This is a genomic window from Dehalococcoidia bacterium, from assembly GCA_025054935.1.
Taxonomy (GTDB): Bacteria; Chloroflexota; Dehalococcoidia; order SpSt-223; family SpSt-223; genus JANWZD01.
This window is the reverse complement of sequence record JANWZD010000001.1, coordinates 122005-136578: the sequence shown is the minus strand read 5'-3', so window position 1 is coordinate 136578 and position 14574 is coordinate 122005. Positions and strand designations below refer to the sequence as shown.

Annotated in this window: 14 protein-coding genes; 10 read left to right on the top strand and 4 right to left on the bottom strand. The window is 66.9% G+C overall.

Translation table 11 applies throughout. The annotated features are described in order from the left end of the window. Window positions 1-12: 12 nt before the first annotated feature. From tpiA to NZ773_00570, 3 genes are read right to left on the bottom strand one after another with little or no spacing between them, the layout of a single operon-like run. Window positions 13-795: a triose-phosphate isomerase gene (gene tpiA / locus NZ773_00580; protein MCS6800428.1), complete on the bottom strand. Its 783-nt coding sequence runs from the start codon at window positions 793-795 to the stop codon at window positions 13-15. Between the two features lie 5 nt (window positions 796-800). Further along, on the bottom strand, window positions 801-2003 hold the full coding sequence (locus NZ773_00575; GenBank protein MCS6800427.1) for a phosphoglycerate kinase: 1203 nt from the start codon (window positions 2001-2003) through the stop codon (window positions 801-803). Between the two features lie 28 nt (window positions 2004-2031). Then, window positions 2032-3060, bottom strand: coding sequence for a polyprenyl synthetase family protein (locus NZ773_00570; protein MCS6800426.1), 1029 nt, complete (start codon window positions 3058-3060; stop codon window positions 2032-2034). Between the two features lie 253 nt (window positions 3061-3313). Here NZ773_00570 and NZ773_00565 point away from each other — a divergent pair, with 253 nt between their 5' ends. The 7 genes from NZ773_00565 (at window position 3314) to NZ773_00535 (ending at window position 11202) form a co-directional block, all read left to right on the top strand. Continuing rightward, window positions 3314-3982, top strand: a complete 669-nt coding sequence (locus NZ773_00565; protein MCS6800425.1) for a hypothetical protein — start codon at window positions 3314-3316, stop codon at window positions 3980-3982. Further along, window positions 3979-5268 carry an HD-GYP domain-containing protein gene (locus NZ773_00560; protein ID MCS6800424.1) on the top strand — a complete coding sequence of 430 codons (1290 nt, stop codon included), beginning with the start codon at window positions 3979-3981 and terminating at the stop codon, window positions 5266-5268. Before NZ773_00565 ends, NZ773_00560 begins: the two co-directional genes overlap by 4 nt. Window positions 5269-5400: 132 nt before the next feature. Continuing rightward, window positions 5401-7605 carry a hypothetical protein gene (locus tag NZ773_00555; GenBank protein ID MCS6800423.1) on the top strand — a complete coding sequence of 735 codons (2205 nt, stop codon included), beginning with the start codon at window positions 5401-5403 and terminating at the stop codon, window positions 7603-7605. Window positions 7606-7916: 311 nt separating this feature from the next. Then, a complete protein-coding gene (locus NZ773_00550; GenBank protein ID MCS6800422.1) occupies window positions 7917-8642 on the top strand; it encodes a polyprenol monophosphomannose synthase in 726 nt (241 codons plus the stop codon). Continuing rightward, window positions 8639-9670, top strand: a complete 1032-nt coding sequence (locus NZ773_00545; protein MCS6800421.1) for a flippase-like domain-containing protein — start codon at window positions 8639-8641, stop codon at window positions 9668-9670. The genes NZ773_00550 and NZ773_00545 overlap by 4 nt, the downstream gene beginning before the upstream one ends. Beyond that, window positions 9648-10697, top strand: a complete 1050-nt coding sequence (locus NZ773_00540) for a flippase-like domain-containing protein (GenBank protein MCS6800420.1) — start codon at window positions 9648-9650, stop codon at window positions 10695-10697. The genes NZ773_00545 and NZ773_00540 overlap by 23 nt, the downstream gene beginning before the upstream one ends. A gap of 22 nt (window positions 10698-10719) precedes the next feature. Beyond that, entirely contained in the window at window positions 10720-11202 is a 483-nt protein-coding gene (locus NZ773_00535; protein MCS6800419.1) for a hypothetical protein, read from the top strand. A gap of 305 nt (window positions 11203-11507) precedes the next feature. On the opposite strand, the gene NZ773_00530 is transcribed toward NZ773_00535, so the two are convergent. Continuing rightward, a complete protein-coding gene (locus NZ773_00530; GenBank protein ID MCS6800418.1) occupies window positions 11508-12134 on the bottom strand; it encodes a cob(I)yrinic acid a,c-diamide adenosyltransferase in 627 nt (208 codons plus the stop codon). 95 nt (window positions 12135-12229) lie between these two features. Between NZ773_00530 and NZ773_00525 the strand changes: the two genes are divergently transcribed. From NZ773_00525 to NZ773_00515, 3 genes are read left to right on the top strand one after another with little or no spacing between them, the layout of a single operon-like run. Beyond that, window positions 12230-12601 (top strand): hypothetical protein, encoded by a 372-nt coding sequence (locus tag NZ773_00525; GenBank protein ID MCS6800417.1) that lies wholly within the window; start codon window positions 12230-12232, stop codon window positions 12599-12601. After that, the gene (locus tag NZ773_00520) at window positions 12598-13359 is read left to right on the top strand and encodes a class I SAM-dependent methyltransferase (GenBank protein MCS6800416.1); all 762 of its coding nucleotides are present in this window, start codon (window positions 12598-12600) and stop codon (window positions 13357-13359) included. The genes NZ773_00525 and NZ773_00520 overlap by 4 nt, the downstream gene beginning before the upstream one ends. Next, window positions 13356-14573: a tetratricopeptide repeat protein gene (locus tag NZ773_00515; GenBank protein MCS6800415.1), complete on the top strand. Its 1218-nt coding sequence runs from the start codon at window positions 13356-13358 to the stop codon at window positions 14571-14573. Before NZ773_00520 ends, NZ773_00515 begins: the two co-directional genes overlap by 4 nt. Window position 14574: the final 1 nt, after the last annotated feature.

The window sequence follows — 14574 nt, the reverse complement described above, 5'->3', positions numbered from 1 at the left end:
GGAGGAGAAGACCTACCGTCCTTCGAGCAGCTCCTTCGGCACTCGCAGGTCGGCGGTGGTGCGGCAGATAGCGACAAAATCAGCGGCGCGCAGGGACGCGCCCCCCACAAGCGCGCCGTCGATCTCGGGCTGAGCGACAAACTCCGCGATATTGTCAGGCGTGACCGACCCGCCGTAGAGGATCCGGGTCTCCTCGGCCGCCGCTGGACCAAACCGGTCGCGCAGCAGATGCCGGATCCAGCCGATGGTCGCATTCGCTTGGGGCCCATGCGCCGCGCGTCCTGTACCGATCGCCCAGACTGGTTCGTAGGCGATGACGATGCGCCGCAGGTCAGTGACGCCGGCAAGGGCAGCCCGCACTTGCCGCTCGACTACCGCCGCGGTCGCTCCCGCCTCGTTCTCCTCGAGCTGCTCGCCGACGCACACGATCGGGTGCAGCCCGGCAGCAAGCGCCGCCTTCACCTTCCAGTTGACCACCTGATCGCTCTCCCCAAAGTACCGCCGCCGCTCGCTATGCCCGAGGATGACCATGGAGCAGATCGGCGCCACCATCCGCGCCGCGATCTCGCCGGTTACCGCGCCAAAGTCGCGGTAGTCGATGTTCTGCGCCCCCAGCCGGAGGGGCCCCCCGCGCAGCAGTTCATAGAGGGGATAGAGCGAGACGAACGGCGGGCAGAGGACGATTTCGACGCCGCGCACCGCTTCGAGGTCGTCTCGCATCGCCACGACAAGCTGCACCGCCTCAGCAATGGTAGTGTGCATCTTCCAGTTGCCGGCAATCAGTGGGACGCGCATCGTGGCTAGCGCTCCGGCATCTTATCGTGCAGACAGGCGACCCCCGGCAGGTCGCGCCCTTCGAGAAATTCCAGGGTCGCGCCCCCGCCCGTGGAAAGATGGGTGATGCGGTCGGCATAGCCGAGCTGCTCCACCGCCGCAACCGACTCGCCGCCGCCGACAATCGTGACCGCATCGAGTTCTGCCAGCGCTGCCGCGATCGCCCGCGTTCCTTCGGCAAAGGCCGGGATCTCGAAGATGCCCATCGGCCCGTTCCAGAGCACCGTTTTCGCCGGCTGAAGCGCCTCGCGGTAGCGGGCGATCGTGGCGGGGCCGATATCGACAATGCTCCACCCTTCAGGCACCCCCTCGGCGACTGCGATCGTGCGTGTCGCTGCCGCAGCATCGACCCGGTCGGCGATGAGCACATCGCTCGGCAGCAGCACCTCGATCCCCGCGGCGCGCGCCTGATCAAGCAGGTCGCGAGCGAGATCGACTTTGTCGGGTTCAGCGAGCGAGGCGCCGATCGGCACTCCCTGCGCGAGGAAGAACGTGTTGGCCATCCCCCCGCCGATGAGGAGAAGGTCGGCCTTTCCCAGCAGCGCACGCAGAACGCCGATCTTCGTGCCCACCTTCGCGCCGCCGATGATGGCAGCGAACGGGCGGGCAGGCGCGGCGAGGGCATCGCCAAGGAACTTCAGTTCCTTCTCCATGAGGAATCCGGCAACGGCCGGCAGGTAGTCGGCGACGCCGGCCGTCGAAGCGTGGGCGCGGTGGGCCGTCGCGAAGGCGTCATTGACAAAGACATTTGCGAGCGTGGCGAGGTCGCGGCAGAAGGCCGGGTCATTCGCCTCCTCCTCGGGATGGAAACGAACGTTCTCGAGGAGCACGACTTCGCCCGGCTTCATCGCCCGCACCGTCTCCTCAACCTCGGGACCGACGCAGTCGTCGAGCTTGCGGACCGGCTGGCCAAGGAGCTCCGACAGCCGACGCGCGACCGGGTCGAGGCGCAGCGACTCGACGACCTTGCCGTCTGGGCGGCCAAGGTGGGAGATCAAGATCACCTTCGCCCCACGGTCGATCAGATAGCGGATGGTCGGCAGGGTGGCGCGGATGCGCGTGTCGTCGGCGACTTCCCCCGTTGTCTTGTCCAGCGGCACGTTGTAGTCGACGCGCACGAGCACGCGCTTGTTCTCGACCGCGAAATCGCGGATCGTCTGCTTGGCCATAGTCGCTCCTTCGGCAGGACGCGGCGCTCTAGCGGTCCCGCCCGACGAGATAGCGCGCGAGGGTCGCGAGGTCGGCGAGAGGGTCGAGGGCGCCTGGCGCGCTGTCAAGTGCTGCCAGCGCCCGGTCAATCGTTTCGGTCGCGAGCTGTTCCGTGTAGGCGCGGGCGCCGACGCGTTCGAAGACGTCGAGCACTGCCGCGAGCGGCGCCGGCTCCGCAGCCCCGGGACGATAGGCGTCGATGAGCACGCGCAAGTCCTCGCCGACTGCATGCTCGAAGGCGTAGGCAGCGGGCAGCGTTTTCTTCCGATTGGCGATATCTTCGCCGACTGGTTTTCCTGTCAAGGTTGGGTCGCCCCATATACCGAGATAGTCGTCCCAAATCTGGAAGGCGAGCCCGATCTGCTCGCCGATCTGACGGTAAGTCATCCAGACCTCGCGGTCGTCAGTCGCGGCCATCGCTCCCAGTTCGAGCGCCAATCCGATCAGCGAGGCGGTCTTGCCGGCGATCATGGTGAGATAGTCGTCCAGGCGGATACGCGGGCGCTGCTCGTAGGAGAGGTCAAGATACTGGCCGTCACAGAGCCGAAGCGAGGTGTCATACAGCCGCTGGAGGGCAGCCCAGCCGACTGGCGGCCGCCGGTCGGCAAGCGCCGCTAGGGAGCGATGAGCGAGCACATGCAGGACGTTGCCGGCGTTGATCGCCTGTGCCTCTCCCCAAACGGTCCAAACCGTCGGGCGCCCGTGGCGCTCAGGGCTTCGGTCCTGAATATCATCGTGAATGAGCGAAAAGTTATGAAGCAGCTCGACGGCAACCGCCGCGGGCAGGGCATCGTCGATCTCCCCCTGCATTGCCTGGGCGGCGAGGAGCACGAGGGCAGGACGGATCCGTTTCCCCGTCCGATTTTTCGCCGGGTTGCCGTCGCTATCGCACCAGCCGAGGTGGTAGCGCACCATCACCGCAAGCCCTCCCTCGTGGGGAACGGCAGCCTCCAGCGCGCGCTCGATCGCAGGGAGCAAGCGCCCGAGGATTTCGGCAGCCTCACGAGCAGCGGTCATGACTGGCATCCCACGGTGGTCTCTCGCTCGTATCTTACGGACGCCACGAAATCTTGGTCAACGCGCCTGCCTGCCGAGAGGAGAGGAATGCCCCCGCGCGGAGAGCAGGATCCAGATGGGCTAGCCCATTCGCGTCTCTTGCGCGTGGCACGAGCGCATGCTAGCCTGTCCGCTGGGAGCGGCGGGATGGCTGCCTCCCACGGCCGCTCGAGCCGCCTGCCATGTGCGCAGTGCGTCTGAGGAAGGTACTTCGATGAGAACACGAATTCTGATTGACCGAGGAGCGCGGTCTATCCTCAGCGGGGTGCTTGGCGCGGCGCTCCTCATCGGCGTTCTTCTCCCCACGCAGCCGGCAGCAGCGCAGGACCTGTTCTGCGAGTACGACCCGTCGATCTTGGTTCAGACTGATGCTGGCCCTGTGCTCCTCCATCTGTTCTTCCGGACGAGCCGCGTGATCGACCCCCGCGTGGTGGAAGGACTGAACGGCGACGCGCGGCCGCTCGCCGGGCTGACGGCGCAGGGGATCCGCGAGCGCGGCGTTGCCGTGGCCGACCGCGACGCGCTGCTCCGCTACCTCGAAGCGCATACGTGGTTTCGGGTCGCCCGGGTCGAGCGCCGAGGCAGCAACTACGACATCGAGATCCAGTCGTACGTCGCGGGACCGCTCCGGCTCGAACTGACAGCATATCTCGCCTTTGACCGCGAGGACCCGACGCCGACGACAGGATTGAAACCGATCTCCGCCCCCTCGCCCTTCCTGCAGCAGAACCCGTGGATCCAGCCGGCGCCAGGATTTCGTCCCGATGTCTTCAGCAACTTTGACACGAAGCGCGCGCCGTCGCTGATGACGACGACAATCCGGCTGAGCGAGCGCGATATCCGCGCCCAGCAGAAAAGTATCCAGGCGCTGGCCAAACGATGACCTCCAAAGCTGCGCTGCGGACCTGGTACCTGACGATCATCGCGGCGGCAAGCGTTGCCGCCGCGATTGTGCTCTCAACTTCTTCCCCGCTTGAGCTTGCGGAGAGCGACCTCTTCTCGCTCGGCGTGCTCGTGCTTCTGACCGCCGCTGGGATTGCGTTCCCGGTTGAAGTGGCGCCCAAAGTGAAGATGGGGGTCGGCATCACCGCCATCTTCGCTGCCCTCCTCCTCTTCGGTACCGCCGCTGCGCTCCTCGTCACGGTGATGGGGATGCTGCTGGCGTACGTCATTCGCCCCGGCCACAACAGCATGCTGGCGCGGGCGTTCAACGTTGCGGTCCTTTCGCTCGCTGGCATCCTCGCGGGAGCGGCGGGCGGCGCAGTGGCTGGCCGCTCGCTCATCGTCGATCTCAACGACGGACGCGAGATCGCCGCAATCATTACCGCGGGCGTCGTTCTGGTCGCGGTGAACTCGATCCTTGTCGCTGTCGCCGCCGACCTCGCGCTCGGCCAGCCGCTTCTTCGCTATTACCTCCTCGACCAGCGCGACAAACTGCCGCAAAATGTGGCGCTGCTCCTGCTCGGCGCGCTCGCGGCACTGGTCGGCACCGGCCGGCCGTGGGCGATCGCGCTCGTGGCTATCCCCATGGCGATCGTCGCCCTCTCACTCCATCAGACAGCCCAGATCCGCCGTCAAACGCGGGAGGCGATCGAGCAGCTGGCTGATATCGTCGATCTCCGCGACCGCTACACCGCAGAGCATTCGCGGCGGGTTGCCGGCTACGCGGCGGAACTGTGCCGCGAACTGGGGCTGAGCCGCGCAGAAACCGACGTGATTGTGCGAGCAGCGCGCGTCCACGACATCGGCAAGCTCGGCATGTCGAGCGCGATCCTCTCCGAAGCGCGCCCGCTGACCCCCGAGGAGGTTGCAGAGATCCAGCGCCATCCGGCAATCGGCGCCGAGATCGTCGCCCGCTTCGCCGATTTTCGGGCCGGGGCGTCGATCGTGCTCCACCATCACGAGCGATGGGACGGAACCGGCTATCCGGGCAAACTGGCAGGGGAGAAGATCCCCTACGGCGCCCGGATTGTCGCCGTCTGCGATACGTTTGACGCCATGACGACCGACCGTCCCTACCGCTTGGCGCTTCCGGTTTCGACTGCGCTCGCCGAGATCGCGCGCTGTGCTGGAACGCAGTTCGATCCCCAGATCGCGGCGGCCTTTCTCCGCCTTCACGGCTACGCCCCTCCGCAGCCAGCACGCGATCTCCAGACCCAACTAGGCTAGCGCGACTATCCTAGAAGTTCCTCTTCATCGGCATCCTCTGCACGTCGAAATCATCCTCGAAGAACGCGGCCGCGCAGGGCGCTTCGTCGCCATGCTCCTCACCCTCGCGCGGTCTCCGAAGGGGAAGCGAACGTGCGGGCATCGTTTCACCTTGGCCGATCTCGGCTACTTTTGATTGCGGCGGCGGTCCTTGTTCTCTGCGGCTCGCACCTGACAGCGGCGCCGCCCGCCGCAGCCGACCCCCCTGCCTCCTCACGCAATATCTTCGGGGTATGGGATGCCAATCTCGCCCCCGGCTCAGCGACGTGGCAGTTTATGACGCAGTCCGGTGCCCGCTTCGTCCGCACGCCGTTCGAGTGGAATGCGATCGAGAAAGCGCCCGGTCACTATGACTGGTCGCGCTACGACGGAGTGTTTGCTGCGCTGAAGGCCGCGGGGATGACGCCGCTGCCGATCGTGGTGAACGCCCCTGCGGGCTTCGGCTACACCCCGGGCGCTGCGATCTGCGGTCCTCTCACCCCGGCTGGCCTGGATGCCTTCGAGCGGTTCTTGACCGCAGCGATGGAGCGCTACGGCAGCCGCTCCCCCATCAGCGCGACCCGCGGCGCTGTTACGTACTGGCAGATCCACAACGAGGCAGACTTTTACCTCAAACATCTCGATGCGCCCAATGGCGATCTCGGTGCCCTCGGCGGAGGATGCCTCGGCAATACCACCAACCCGTACAACCCGAGCGAGGGAGAGACAAATTGGGGTCCACGGCAGTACGTTGAGATCCTGAAACGCGCAACGAACGCGAAGCGCGCAGCCGACCCGGCAGCGAAGATCGTCTTCGCGGCGCTCGCGGCCGACGGCTGCTACGACCCTGCCCGCCTCGACGCGCACGGCCGGCCGGCCGCCGTTGACGACATCTCGCGCTACGCCTTCAACTGCCGGTTTTTCTCGCAGGTGCTCGCTGCCGGCGGGGCACCGTATTTTGACCTGGTCTCGTTCAACTCGTACCTGTTCTATCGCCGAAACCATGAGACCCCGACCGCGCGCGGGTTTCTCGGCAAGATCGAGCGCTTCCGTGACGCGCTGCGCGACGCCGCCGCCAGCTCGCCGCACCCGGAGCTGTTCCACAAACCGATCGTGATTGCGGAGACGGGGCTCGCCTACGGCCGCGATACGCGGCCCTGCACCGTGCCGAACAACAGCGCCTGCGTCGACTTCACGCCAGACACCCCGGCGCTGCTCGTAGCGCCGCTGCTTGCGCAGAGCCTACAAGCGCACACGGCGCCGAGCAGGGGCATCAACGCGCCGGTCGATATCTTCATCTGGTTCGCCCTGGCGACAGACCGGCCGAGCGAGGCGGGAGACTGGGGACTTATCTACCGCGGTCAGCCGACCCAAGCCTATCTCGCCTATCAGTACGGCGTGCGCCAGCTGCTTGGCTTTGTCTTCGCGGAAGACCGCGGCGAGGCGACCATGGTCGGGGGAAGCCGGCCGATCGGCGGCAGCGAGCCCTGTTTCGGCGACGCGACCAAAAGCCGCCGCTGCAACTCGCTGCAGTGGCTGGTCTTCACCCGACCGGATGGGCTGCAGCGCCATGTCCTCTGGGTCGACTCCGGCTACCCCCACGAACCGCACGCGTGGAGGATCACGCCGAGCAACGGCGGCTACGTCGCGACGCCCGTTGAGCGCGAAGTCGGCTTCCCGATCGTCCCTGGCGAGATCCTCACCGTCACCAGCGACATCGGCGTCGTTCTGACGCCTCACCGGCAGGAGAACGGCTATGCCTACTTCACCGTGACCCACCGGGCGATCTATGCCACTGTACAGCCCGCGAGGGCTCCCGTGAACGAGCGCGGCGGCACGGTCCGCTATACGCCGCCGCCTCCGCCGAACACCACCCCCAAGGCGCCGCCCCCGCCGCCTCCCTTCGAGAGCTTCTTTCCGCCAGGGAGCGTGCCTGCTGGCGCAACCATCTTTGTCCAGAACCACGGCCGTCCGAGCGAGACGCCCGGCAACGCCCCGAGCCTCGGCTCGTCATTCACCCTCGGCTGCACGACGCCCAGCGGCCAGCCGTGCCAGCTCGCTCACCAGACGACGATCACGTTCGACCTGCGCCAGTTCGCGGACAGGTCCGTCATGCGCTCCTTGGGGCTATACCAATTGACGAGCGCGGCCGGCCGCTCGGCCCTCGCCGCCGAGCGGTGGGTAAAAGTCGACACGCTCGCCTGCGACGCGGCGGCTCTGCGCTGCACAGCCGCCATCACCAGCTTCGGCACGTTTGCCGTCCTCGACGAGCGGTCGTCGACCTTTGTTCCGCTCGCGATGGAGCGCATCCGGCCCTAGGCTCCGCCGCCTACCTTCGGCAGCGCGTTCCAGCAGCAGGGGTCTCCTTCCTGCAAAGCGGCAGCGTGAGCACAGCGGACCGGGTGGAGGAGCGGAGCAGAAATCGGGGAAGCGCGAGAGGAGCCGCTGCGGACGGGTCAATCGTCCCGCAGCAACGCGACCGTGCAGGAGCAGGCTGCCCTCCCGCTCAGCCCGGGAAGGGGGATGCCCGAGTTCCGCCAGGAGGGCGATTGCCACCGTGACGAACGCAGCAGCATCCTCTACAATGCGGCCAGCCAGTGCTGCTTCGCAGCGTGCTGAGGAACCAGCCGGTGCGCGTCGTTGCGATGCTTCCAACCTATAACGAGGCGGGGTCGATCCGCGCCTGCATCGAGCAGATCCTCGCCTTGCCAGTCGAGGCAGGTGTTGTGGTTGCAGACGACCAGTCACCGGACGGAACCGGCCAGATCGCCGACCAGCTCGCCGCCGAGCATCCCGGGCGCGTCTTTGTTCTCCACCGCACTGGCCCGCGAGGCCGCGGGGTCGCGGGGATCGACGGGTTTCAGTTCTGCGTCCAGCTTCCGGTCGACTATGTCGTTGAGATGGACGCCGACCTGCAGCACGACCCGGCGGACATTCCGCGTCTTGTCGCGGCCGCCGACCGGACCGGCGCCGAGATCGTTGTCGGCTCTCGCTATGTTCCCGGCGGAGGCGAGGTGAACCGCGGTCTCACCCGCCGGATCGTTTCGCGGCTTGCGAACACCTATCTTCGGCTGACGCTCGGCCTGTCGCTCCGCGACTGCTCCTCCGGCTACCGCCTGTTCCGGCGCGATGCCTTAGCCGCGCTCGACCTCGCGACGATGTCGGCCAGCGGTCCTTGGATCCTGCAGGAAGTGCTGTGGCGTGCCAAGCAACGAAACTATCGGATCGTCGAGATCCCAATCCGGTTTCAGGAGCGGACTGCCGGCGAATCGAAATTGAACCTTGCGATCTTGCTTCGGAGCTTGATCACCCCCTTTGTGCTGCGTCGGTCCGCTCCGCTCGGTGAGCGCGCTTGAACAATCGGCTTCGGATCGCGGGCGGGTTCGCCGTCACCGCGGTGCTCCTCTGGCTGGCGGTCCGCGATGTCGACTTCGCCCAGGTGGGGCAGATCTTCGCCCACGCGCAGCTTGGCTGGGTTGTTCCGGCAGTTTGCTGCGTCTCCCTCGGCTACCTCGTCCGGACCCGCCGCTGGGGATCGCTTCTTGCCCCGATTAAGCGCGTGCCGTTCCCAGTCCTCTTCAGCGCGCTCATCCTGGGCTTCGCGGCAAACAATGTCCTGCCGGCGCGCATGGGGGAATTCGTGCGGGCGCACCTCATCGGCACTAAGGCCGGGCTCAGCCGTTCGACCGCATTTTCCACCATCGTTGTCGAGCGCGTGTTCGACGGGCTGACGCTGCTGGCCTTCATGGGGATACTCCTGCTGCTGTTCCCGCTGCGGGGCGAACTGCCGGAGATCCGGCTCGTGATGATCGCCAGTTCGGTCATCTTTCTTTCGGTCGGAGCCGCGATCGTCCTGCTCCTGCTGAACGAGCGCCTTGCGCTCGCGCTTGCGCGCGCGGTGCTGCGGCGTTTTCCTGCGTCCCTTGCCAGCCGCGCCGACCGTCTTCTCACCAATCTGCTCAACGGGCTTCAGGCGCTGCGCGTGCGACGCCATCTCGGCGCGATCATCATCCTCTCGGTGATCGTCTGGTCGCTCGAGGCATCAGGCTATTTCTTCGTCCTCGAAGCGCTCGCCGTGCCCCTTTCGATCGAGCAGCAGGCGTTGGCGGCGCTCTTTCTGCTGGTCTTTGTCAATCTCGGGATCATGATCCCCTCGGCACCCGGCTACATCGGCACCTTCCAGCTATTCGCCAAGATCGCGCTCTCTGCCTTCGGCGTCGGCGCAACCCTGGGCTTCTCGGTGGCGATCTTGGCGCATGCGATCCAATATTTCCTCGTGACAGGGGCTGGGCTCGCCGTCTTTGTCCGAGAGCATCTCACGCTCAGCACGATCGTCCCGCCTGCTGCGCTGGAGCCACCGCTTGGCGAGCCGACCAGCGAGTGAGGCGCAGGGCAGCGTCGCGCTGTCGGAGCATGCATTCTGGCGCCACCTCGCTCAGCAGTCGTCGCGCCGTGCCCTTATCCCCCTCATTATCAGCATCGCCTTTCTGCTTGCGCTCTTCCTGAACCCCTCCCTGAACCTCGCCCAGCTGGGCGAGGCGTTCGCCAAGGCGAACTACCTGTGGCTTGGGCCGGCGGTCGCGGTTTTTTTTGTCGGTGTCTGGGTCCGCGCTGTCCGGTGGAGCTTCTTACTGCGGCCGATTGCCGTCATCCCTCCTCAGCGGCTGGTCGCGGTCCTCGTGCTCGGCTTTGCGGCAAACAATGTCTTGCCGGCGCGCGCAGGTGAACTGGTACGCGCTCACGAACTCCACCGCCGCGAAGGGGTCAGCCGCGCCGCTGTTCTGGCGACCATTGTCGTCGAGCGGGTGTTCGACGGGCTGACACTCCTCTTTCTTCTCGGCGTCGTCTCCTTCCTCACCCCTCTCGCCGACTGGTTCGGATACCTCCTGCGCGCGGGCGCGCTCCTCTTTCTTGGACTGCTCGCCGCCCTCCTTCTCCTCGCCGCCGGCGGCCGCCGCAGCCTCACCGCAGTCCATTGGCTGGCAGCGCGATTGCCGCGGCAGCTCGGCGCGCGCCTCGAAACTGCGATCCAGCTGTTCCTGGACGGCCTCGCCGGCGTGCGCCGTCCGGACCTGCTGGGGCCGATTGCGCTGACCTCGCTCGCTGCTTGGAGCATCGAATCGATGGTCTATCTCCTCGTGTTCGGCGCCTTCGGCATCACCGTGCCTGCCTACGTTGCCCTGCTCGTGACGGCGACCGCTAACTTGGCGATCACGCTCCCTTCCTCGCAAGGAGGGATCGGACCTTTCGAGTTCTTCGCCGCCCAAACTTTGCTGGCGTTCGGCGTGCCCGACGACACGGCCACCGCCTACGCGTTTGTCGCCCACGCCACGGTGCTCTTCCCTGTTCTTCCCCTCGGGATAGCAATTTTGTGGCGCGGAATGCGCAACCCCGAGGCGACCAAGCCCTAGTCCGCCTATAATCGAAGGCAGCATGAATGTCATGCGGTACACCGTGGTCGACCAGAGCGGCCGGGTCAGCTTTATCGGCCCGTGTGCTGCCCTCATCCCCCTCGTCGCCGCCTGCTCGCGCAACCCGACGACTTTGAGCGAGCTGCTCGCCATTGCCGACCAATATGGGGCGAATATCGGAAGCTATGTAGAAGCGGGGCTCGCGGTCTTCGACGAGCACAACCTGCCGGGCAATTACAGCCGCATTCACGCCGCTCTCGATTTCCTGCGCGACCATGAGGTCCCCGTCTTTCGGGTGGTAGACGACCGGACGCGGGATGCCAGTCTGAAGCCGGTAGCAGCGGGGGCGGTCATCTTCAATCTCACCGCGAAGCGCATCGTCCAGATCCAGAACACGTATCAGGACATCCAGCGGGTCGGCATCGTGCGCGAATTGGATGCCTCCGGCAAGACAACGCGCATTCACCGCTACCGCCTCCCCGCAGAGTGGGTCCTCGCCCCCTGAGCGGCTCCGGCGGGGCGCGCCTGCGCCGCGCTCGGCAGTGACCGCCGTTCGCGAGCGGTCGCCCGCCTGGCTACCGGAAGCGCAGGCGCGCCGACCTAGACGGCACCCGAAGAGAAGCAGGCGCAAAGCGCGGACCACTGACCGCTCCCGGCCCCCCAGCACCCCCAGCCGAGCCGTTTCCACGCGCACTCGAAGGCGGCCGCCGATCGACCGCCCTCATCCGACTGATCTCCGCGCGGGGCAGCTTCTTTGTGGCAATGGGGCTATCGCGCACAGCTGGGCAGAGAGAAGCGCCAGCCGACTGGTCAGGAGCGGCGGTCGTCGGTCGGGCTCGCCGCAGAGGAGGCGGGCTGGTCGGAGCCTCGCTCCTTCTTTCCGCGCCGAGAACGCTCCCGAGCGATGAGGGGCGGGCGCGACGCTTCCTGCTGCGCGAAAAGGTAGAGCCAATCTGAAAGACGGTTCAGGTAGCGGAGCGACTGCGGATTGGCGAGCAGCCCCGCCCGGTCAAGGGTGACCACCCGCCGCTCGGCGCGCCGCACCAGCGCCCGGCCGAGATGCAGGGCGCCGTCGAAGGGCGAGTCGCCCGGGATGATGAACTGGCTCGGCGCAGCTTCTCGCCACGCAAGAATGTCGCGCTCCAGCGCTTCGACCTGCTCGACGGTCGTCCACAAGTCATACTCGCGCGCGATCTGATCGCCATTCGGCTGACCGCTCGTGGAGAGCTCGCCCATCAGCCGATAGAGCGCGCGCTGGATGGCAAGCAGACGCTCGGCTGCTGCCGGCCGAGCGAAAGCGCGCGCAAAGCCGAGCGCCGACTGGGCCTCATCGAGGGCGCCGAGCGCTTCGATGCGCGGATCATCCTTGGAGACACGCTCCGGACCGAGCAGGCCGGTCGTTCCGTCATCGCCGGTATGGGTCGTGATCGTCGCCATGTTCCCGTCCCCAGGGGGCTGCTCAATAGTAGGCGATGATCCCGTGATCTGCCATCTGCTTCCGGCCCGCCCGCTTGCTCGCTATACTGGCAGCCATGCAGGTGAGTTGGCAGAACATCGCTCGGCACGCCGCGCTGCCGCTTGCGACGGTCGCGGCCGGCAGCGGCGCGACAGCGATCGTCTTCTGGCTCCAGCCTGATGATTACGTCAATCTCGTGCTGTTCATCACCGTGCTGGCAGTGGCGGCGTGGCTGCTCGTGGCCTCGGCGTTCGAGTTGATCTCGCTTGCCCGCCACCAGCCGCTCGGCATCGCCCGCTCCGCCATCTTGGCGATCCCAGCCGGCCTGTACGTGGCGGGGCTTGCCGGGCTTCAAAGCATGCGGCTGGTCGGCCCGCTGACGCTTGTCACCGGGCTGTGCATCGTCATCCTGGCCGAGTACGTGTTGTGGCCGCGGAACGAGCTATGAGCGCCGACCCGTACGCCGACCTCGTCGAGATGTATGACCTTGAGCACGAGGGGTTCGAAGACGATATCGACCTCTACGAAGCGTTGGCGCGCCGAACCGGCGGACCGGTGCTCGAGGTTGGCTGCGGCACTGGCCGGGTCGCCGACGCCTTGGCGCGCCGCGGCTTCTCGGTGATTGGGGTTGACCCGTCTCCTGCCATGCTCGCCGCGGCCCGCCGACGGAGCGCTGCCCTCCCGACAGTGCGCTACCTCGCGGGAGATGCTGCGCATCTGCCTTTCGCCGAGCCGGTGGGGCTCGCGATCTTTGCGCTCGACACGTTCGCTCATCTCCTCACCGTCGAGGAGCAGCTCACCGCGCTCCGCCAGGTGCGCCGGCTTCTGACACGACGCGGCAGGCTGGTGATCGACCTCGCCGCAGCCGACCCGGGAACGTGGGTGCGGGAGGAGAGCCTCGTTCTCCATGCGTGGACGCGTTCGATCGGGAGCGACTACGTTCAAAAGCTCGTCGCGCGAACAGTGGACGAAATCGCTCAGGTCCAGACGCTCCGTCTCACCTACGACCGCTGGTCGGCCGAGCAGCCCGTCCGGCGGGTTGGAGGCGAACTCCGCCTGCGCTACTTCTTCCGCAACGAGGTCGACCTCCTGCTTCGGCTGAGCGGCTTCACGCCGGAAGGGTGGTACGGCGACTACGATCTCTCTCCGCTCGAGAGCGACAGTCCGCGCCTGATCGTCATCGCGCGTCGGGGGCGAGCGCGGTGACCCTCCCGAATCTCCGAGCGCTCGTCGATGGCGGAAAGCTCCTCGCGCGGCTCGGCGCGCGCGTTGAAGCCGAGGCGGTGCTGCGCCTTGCCCTCTCCCTCGACAGCGAGTCGCGAGATGCCCTGCTGTGGCTGGGAGCGATCGTCGCCGACCCGGTCGAGTCGCTCGCCCTGATTGGCCGCGCGCATGCCCTCGACCCGACCGATCCGCGAGCCACGGCTGGCCTCGCCTGGGCGCGCGCCCGCTGCGGCCGCCTCGAAGAGCGCGCCGGCAGCGAGCCCGCCGCCGACCTCCGCCTCCCGAAGGAGACGAGGAGGCCGCCCGACCCCCCGCCTGCTCCACCGCCGACCGACGCGGCATCCCAAGCGCCCCGGAAAGACCAGCGTGTCGATGCGCTGCTTGAGCAAGCGCGCCGCTCTCTCGCGGCGGGCGACCTCGTTGAAACCATCCTCGCGGCAAACGAAGCTGCCCAGCTCGACCCGTCCTCACTGGAGGCACTTGCGCTGCTCGGGGTCGCCTACTATCGCGACGAGCGGCCGCACGATGCCGAACGGGTCTACCGCCGGATGCTGCTCCTCCAGCCCGACCACGCCGAAGCGCACGCGAATCTCGGCGTACTCGCCGCCGAAGCCGGCCGCCTTGACGAGGCCGAACGCGCCTATCGCCGCGCCCTCGAGAGCGATCCGACCCTCGATGAAGTGCGGCTTGCTCTCGCCGACCTCCTTCTCGACCAGGGCCATGTGGATGCTGCCGTGCGAGAGTGGCGGGTTGTCGCCGACCGCAATCCGACCGTGATTGAATTCCAAGTTAAGCTTGCCGAGGCATACGAGTCGGCACAGCGGTTCGACGAGGCTGCGGCGGCGTATTTACGAGCGATTGAGCGCCAAGGCGACGACCCGACGCTCCGCCTCCGGCTCGGACGCGTGCTTCACGCCTGCGGACGGACCGGCGCGGCCGTCGAGCAGTTTCGCGAGGCGTGCCGCAGCCCCCACGCCACCGCCGAATGCTTCACCGCGCTCGCGGCGGCTCTGCTTGACCTCGGTCGGCGAGAGGAGGCGGCCCAGGCGCTCGACCGCGCCCTCACCCTCGCACCCGACGACGAAGCCGCTCACGACTTACTCAGCCGCCTTCATCCCTCGTCACGCCGTCCCTCTTCTCTTCCCGAGGTCGTCGGTCCGTCTCGGGGTATCCTTGAGCGGTTACGCCTGCGCTAGG

Coding starts and splice junctions, on each gene's coding strand:
- tpiA (MCS6800428.1), bottom strand. CDS start 795: ATGCGCGTCCCACTGATTGCCGGCAACTGGAAGATGCACACTACCATT.
- NZ773_00575 (MCS6800427.1), bottom strand. CDS start 2,003: ATGGCCAAGCAGACGATCCGCGATTTCGCGGTCGAGAACAAGCGCGTG.
- NZ773_00570 (MCS6800426.1), bottom strand. CDS start 3,060: ATGACCGCTGCTCGTGAGGCTGCCGAAATCCTCGGGCGCTTGCTCCCT.
- NZ773_00565 (MCS6800425.1), top strand. CDS start 3,314: ATGAGAACACGAATTCTGATTGACCGAGGAGCGCGGTCTATCCTCAGC.
- NZ773_00560 (MCS6800424.1), top strand. CDS start 3,979: ATGACCTCCAAAGCTGCGCTGCGGACCTGGTACCTGACGATCATCGCG.
- NZ773_00535 (MCS6800419.1), top strand. CDS start 10,720: ATGAATGTCATGCGGTACACCGTGGTCGACCAGAGCGGCCGGGTCAGC.
- NZ773_00530 (MCS6800418.1), bottom strand. CDS start 12,134: ATGGCGACGATCACGACCCATACCGGCGATGACGGAACGACCGGCCTG.
- NZ773_00525 (MCS6800417.1), top strand. CDS start 12,230: ATGCAGGTGAGTTGGCAGAACATCGCTCGGCACGCCGCGCTGCCGCTT.
- NZ773_00520 (MCS6800416.1), top strand. CDS start 12,598: ATGAGCGCCGACCCGTACGCCGACCTCGTCGAGATGTATGACCTTGAG.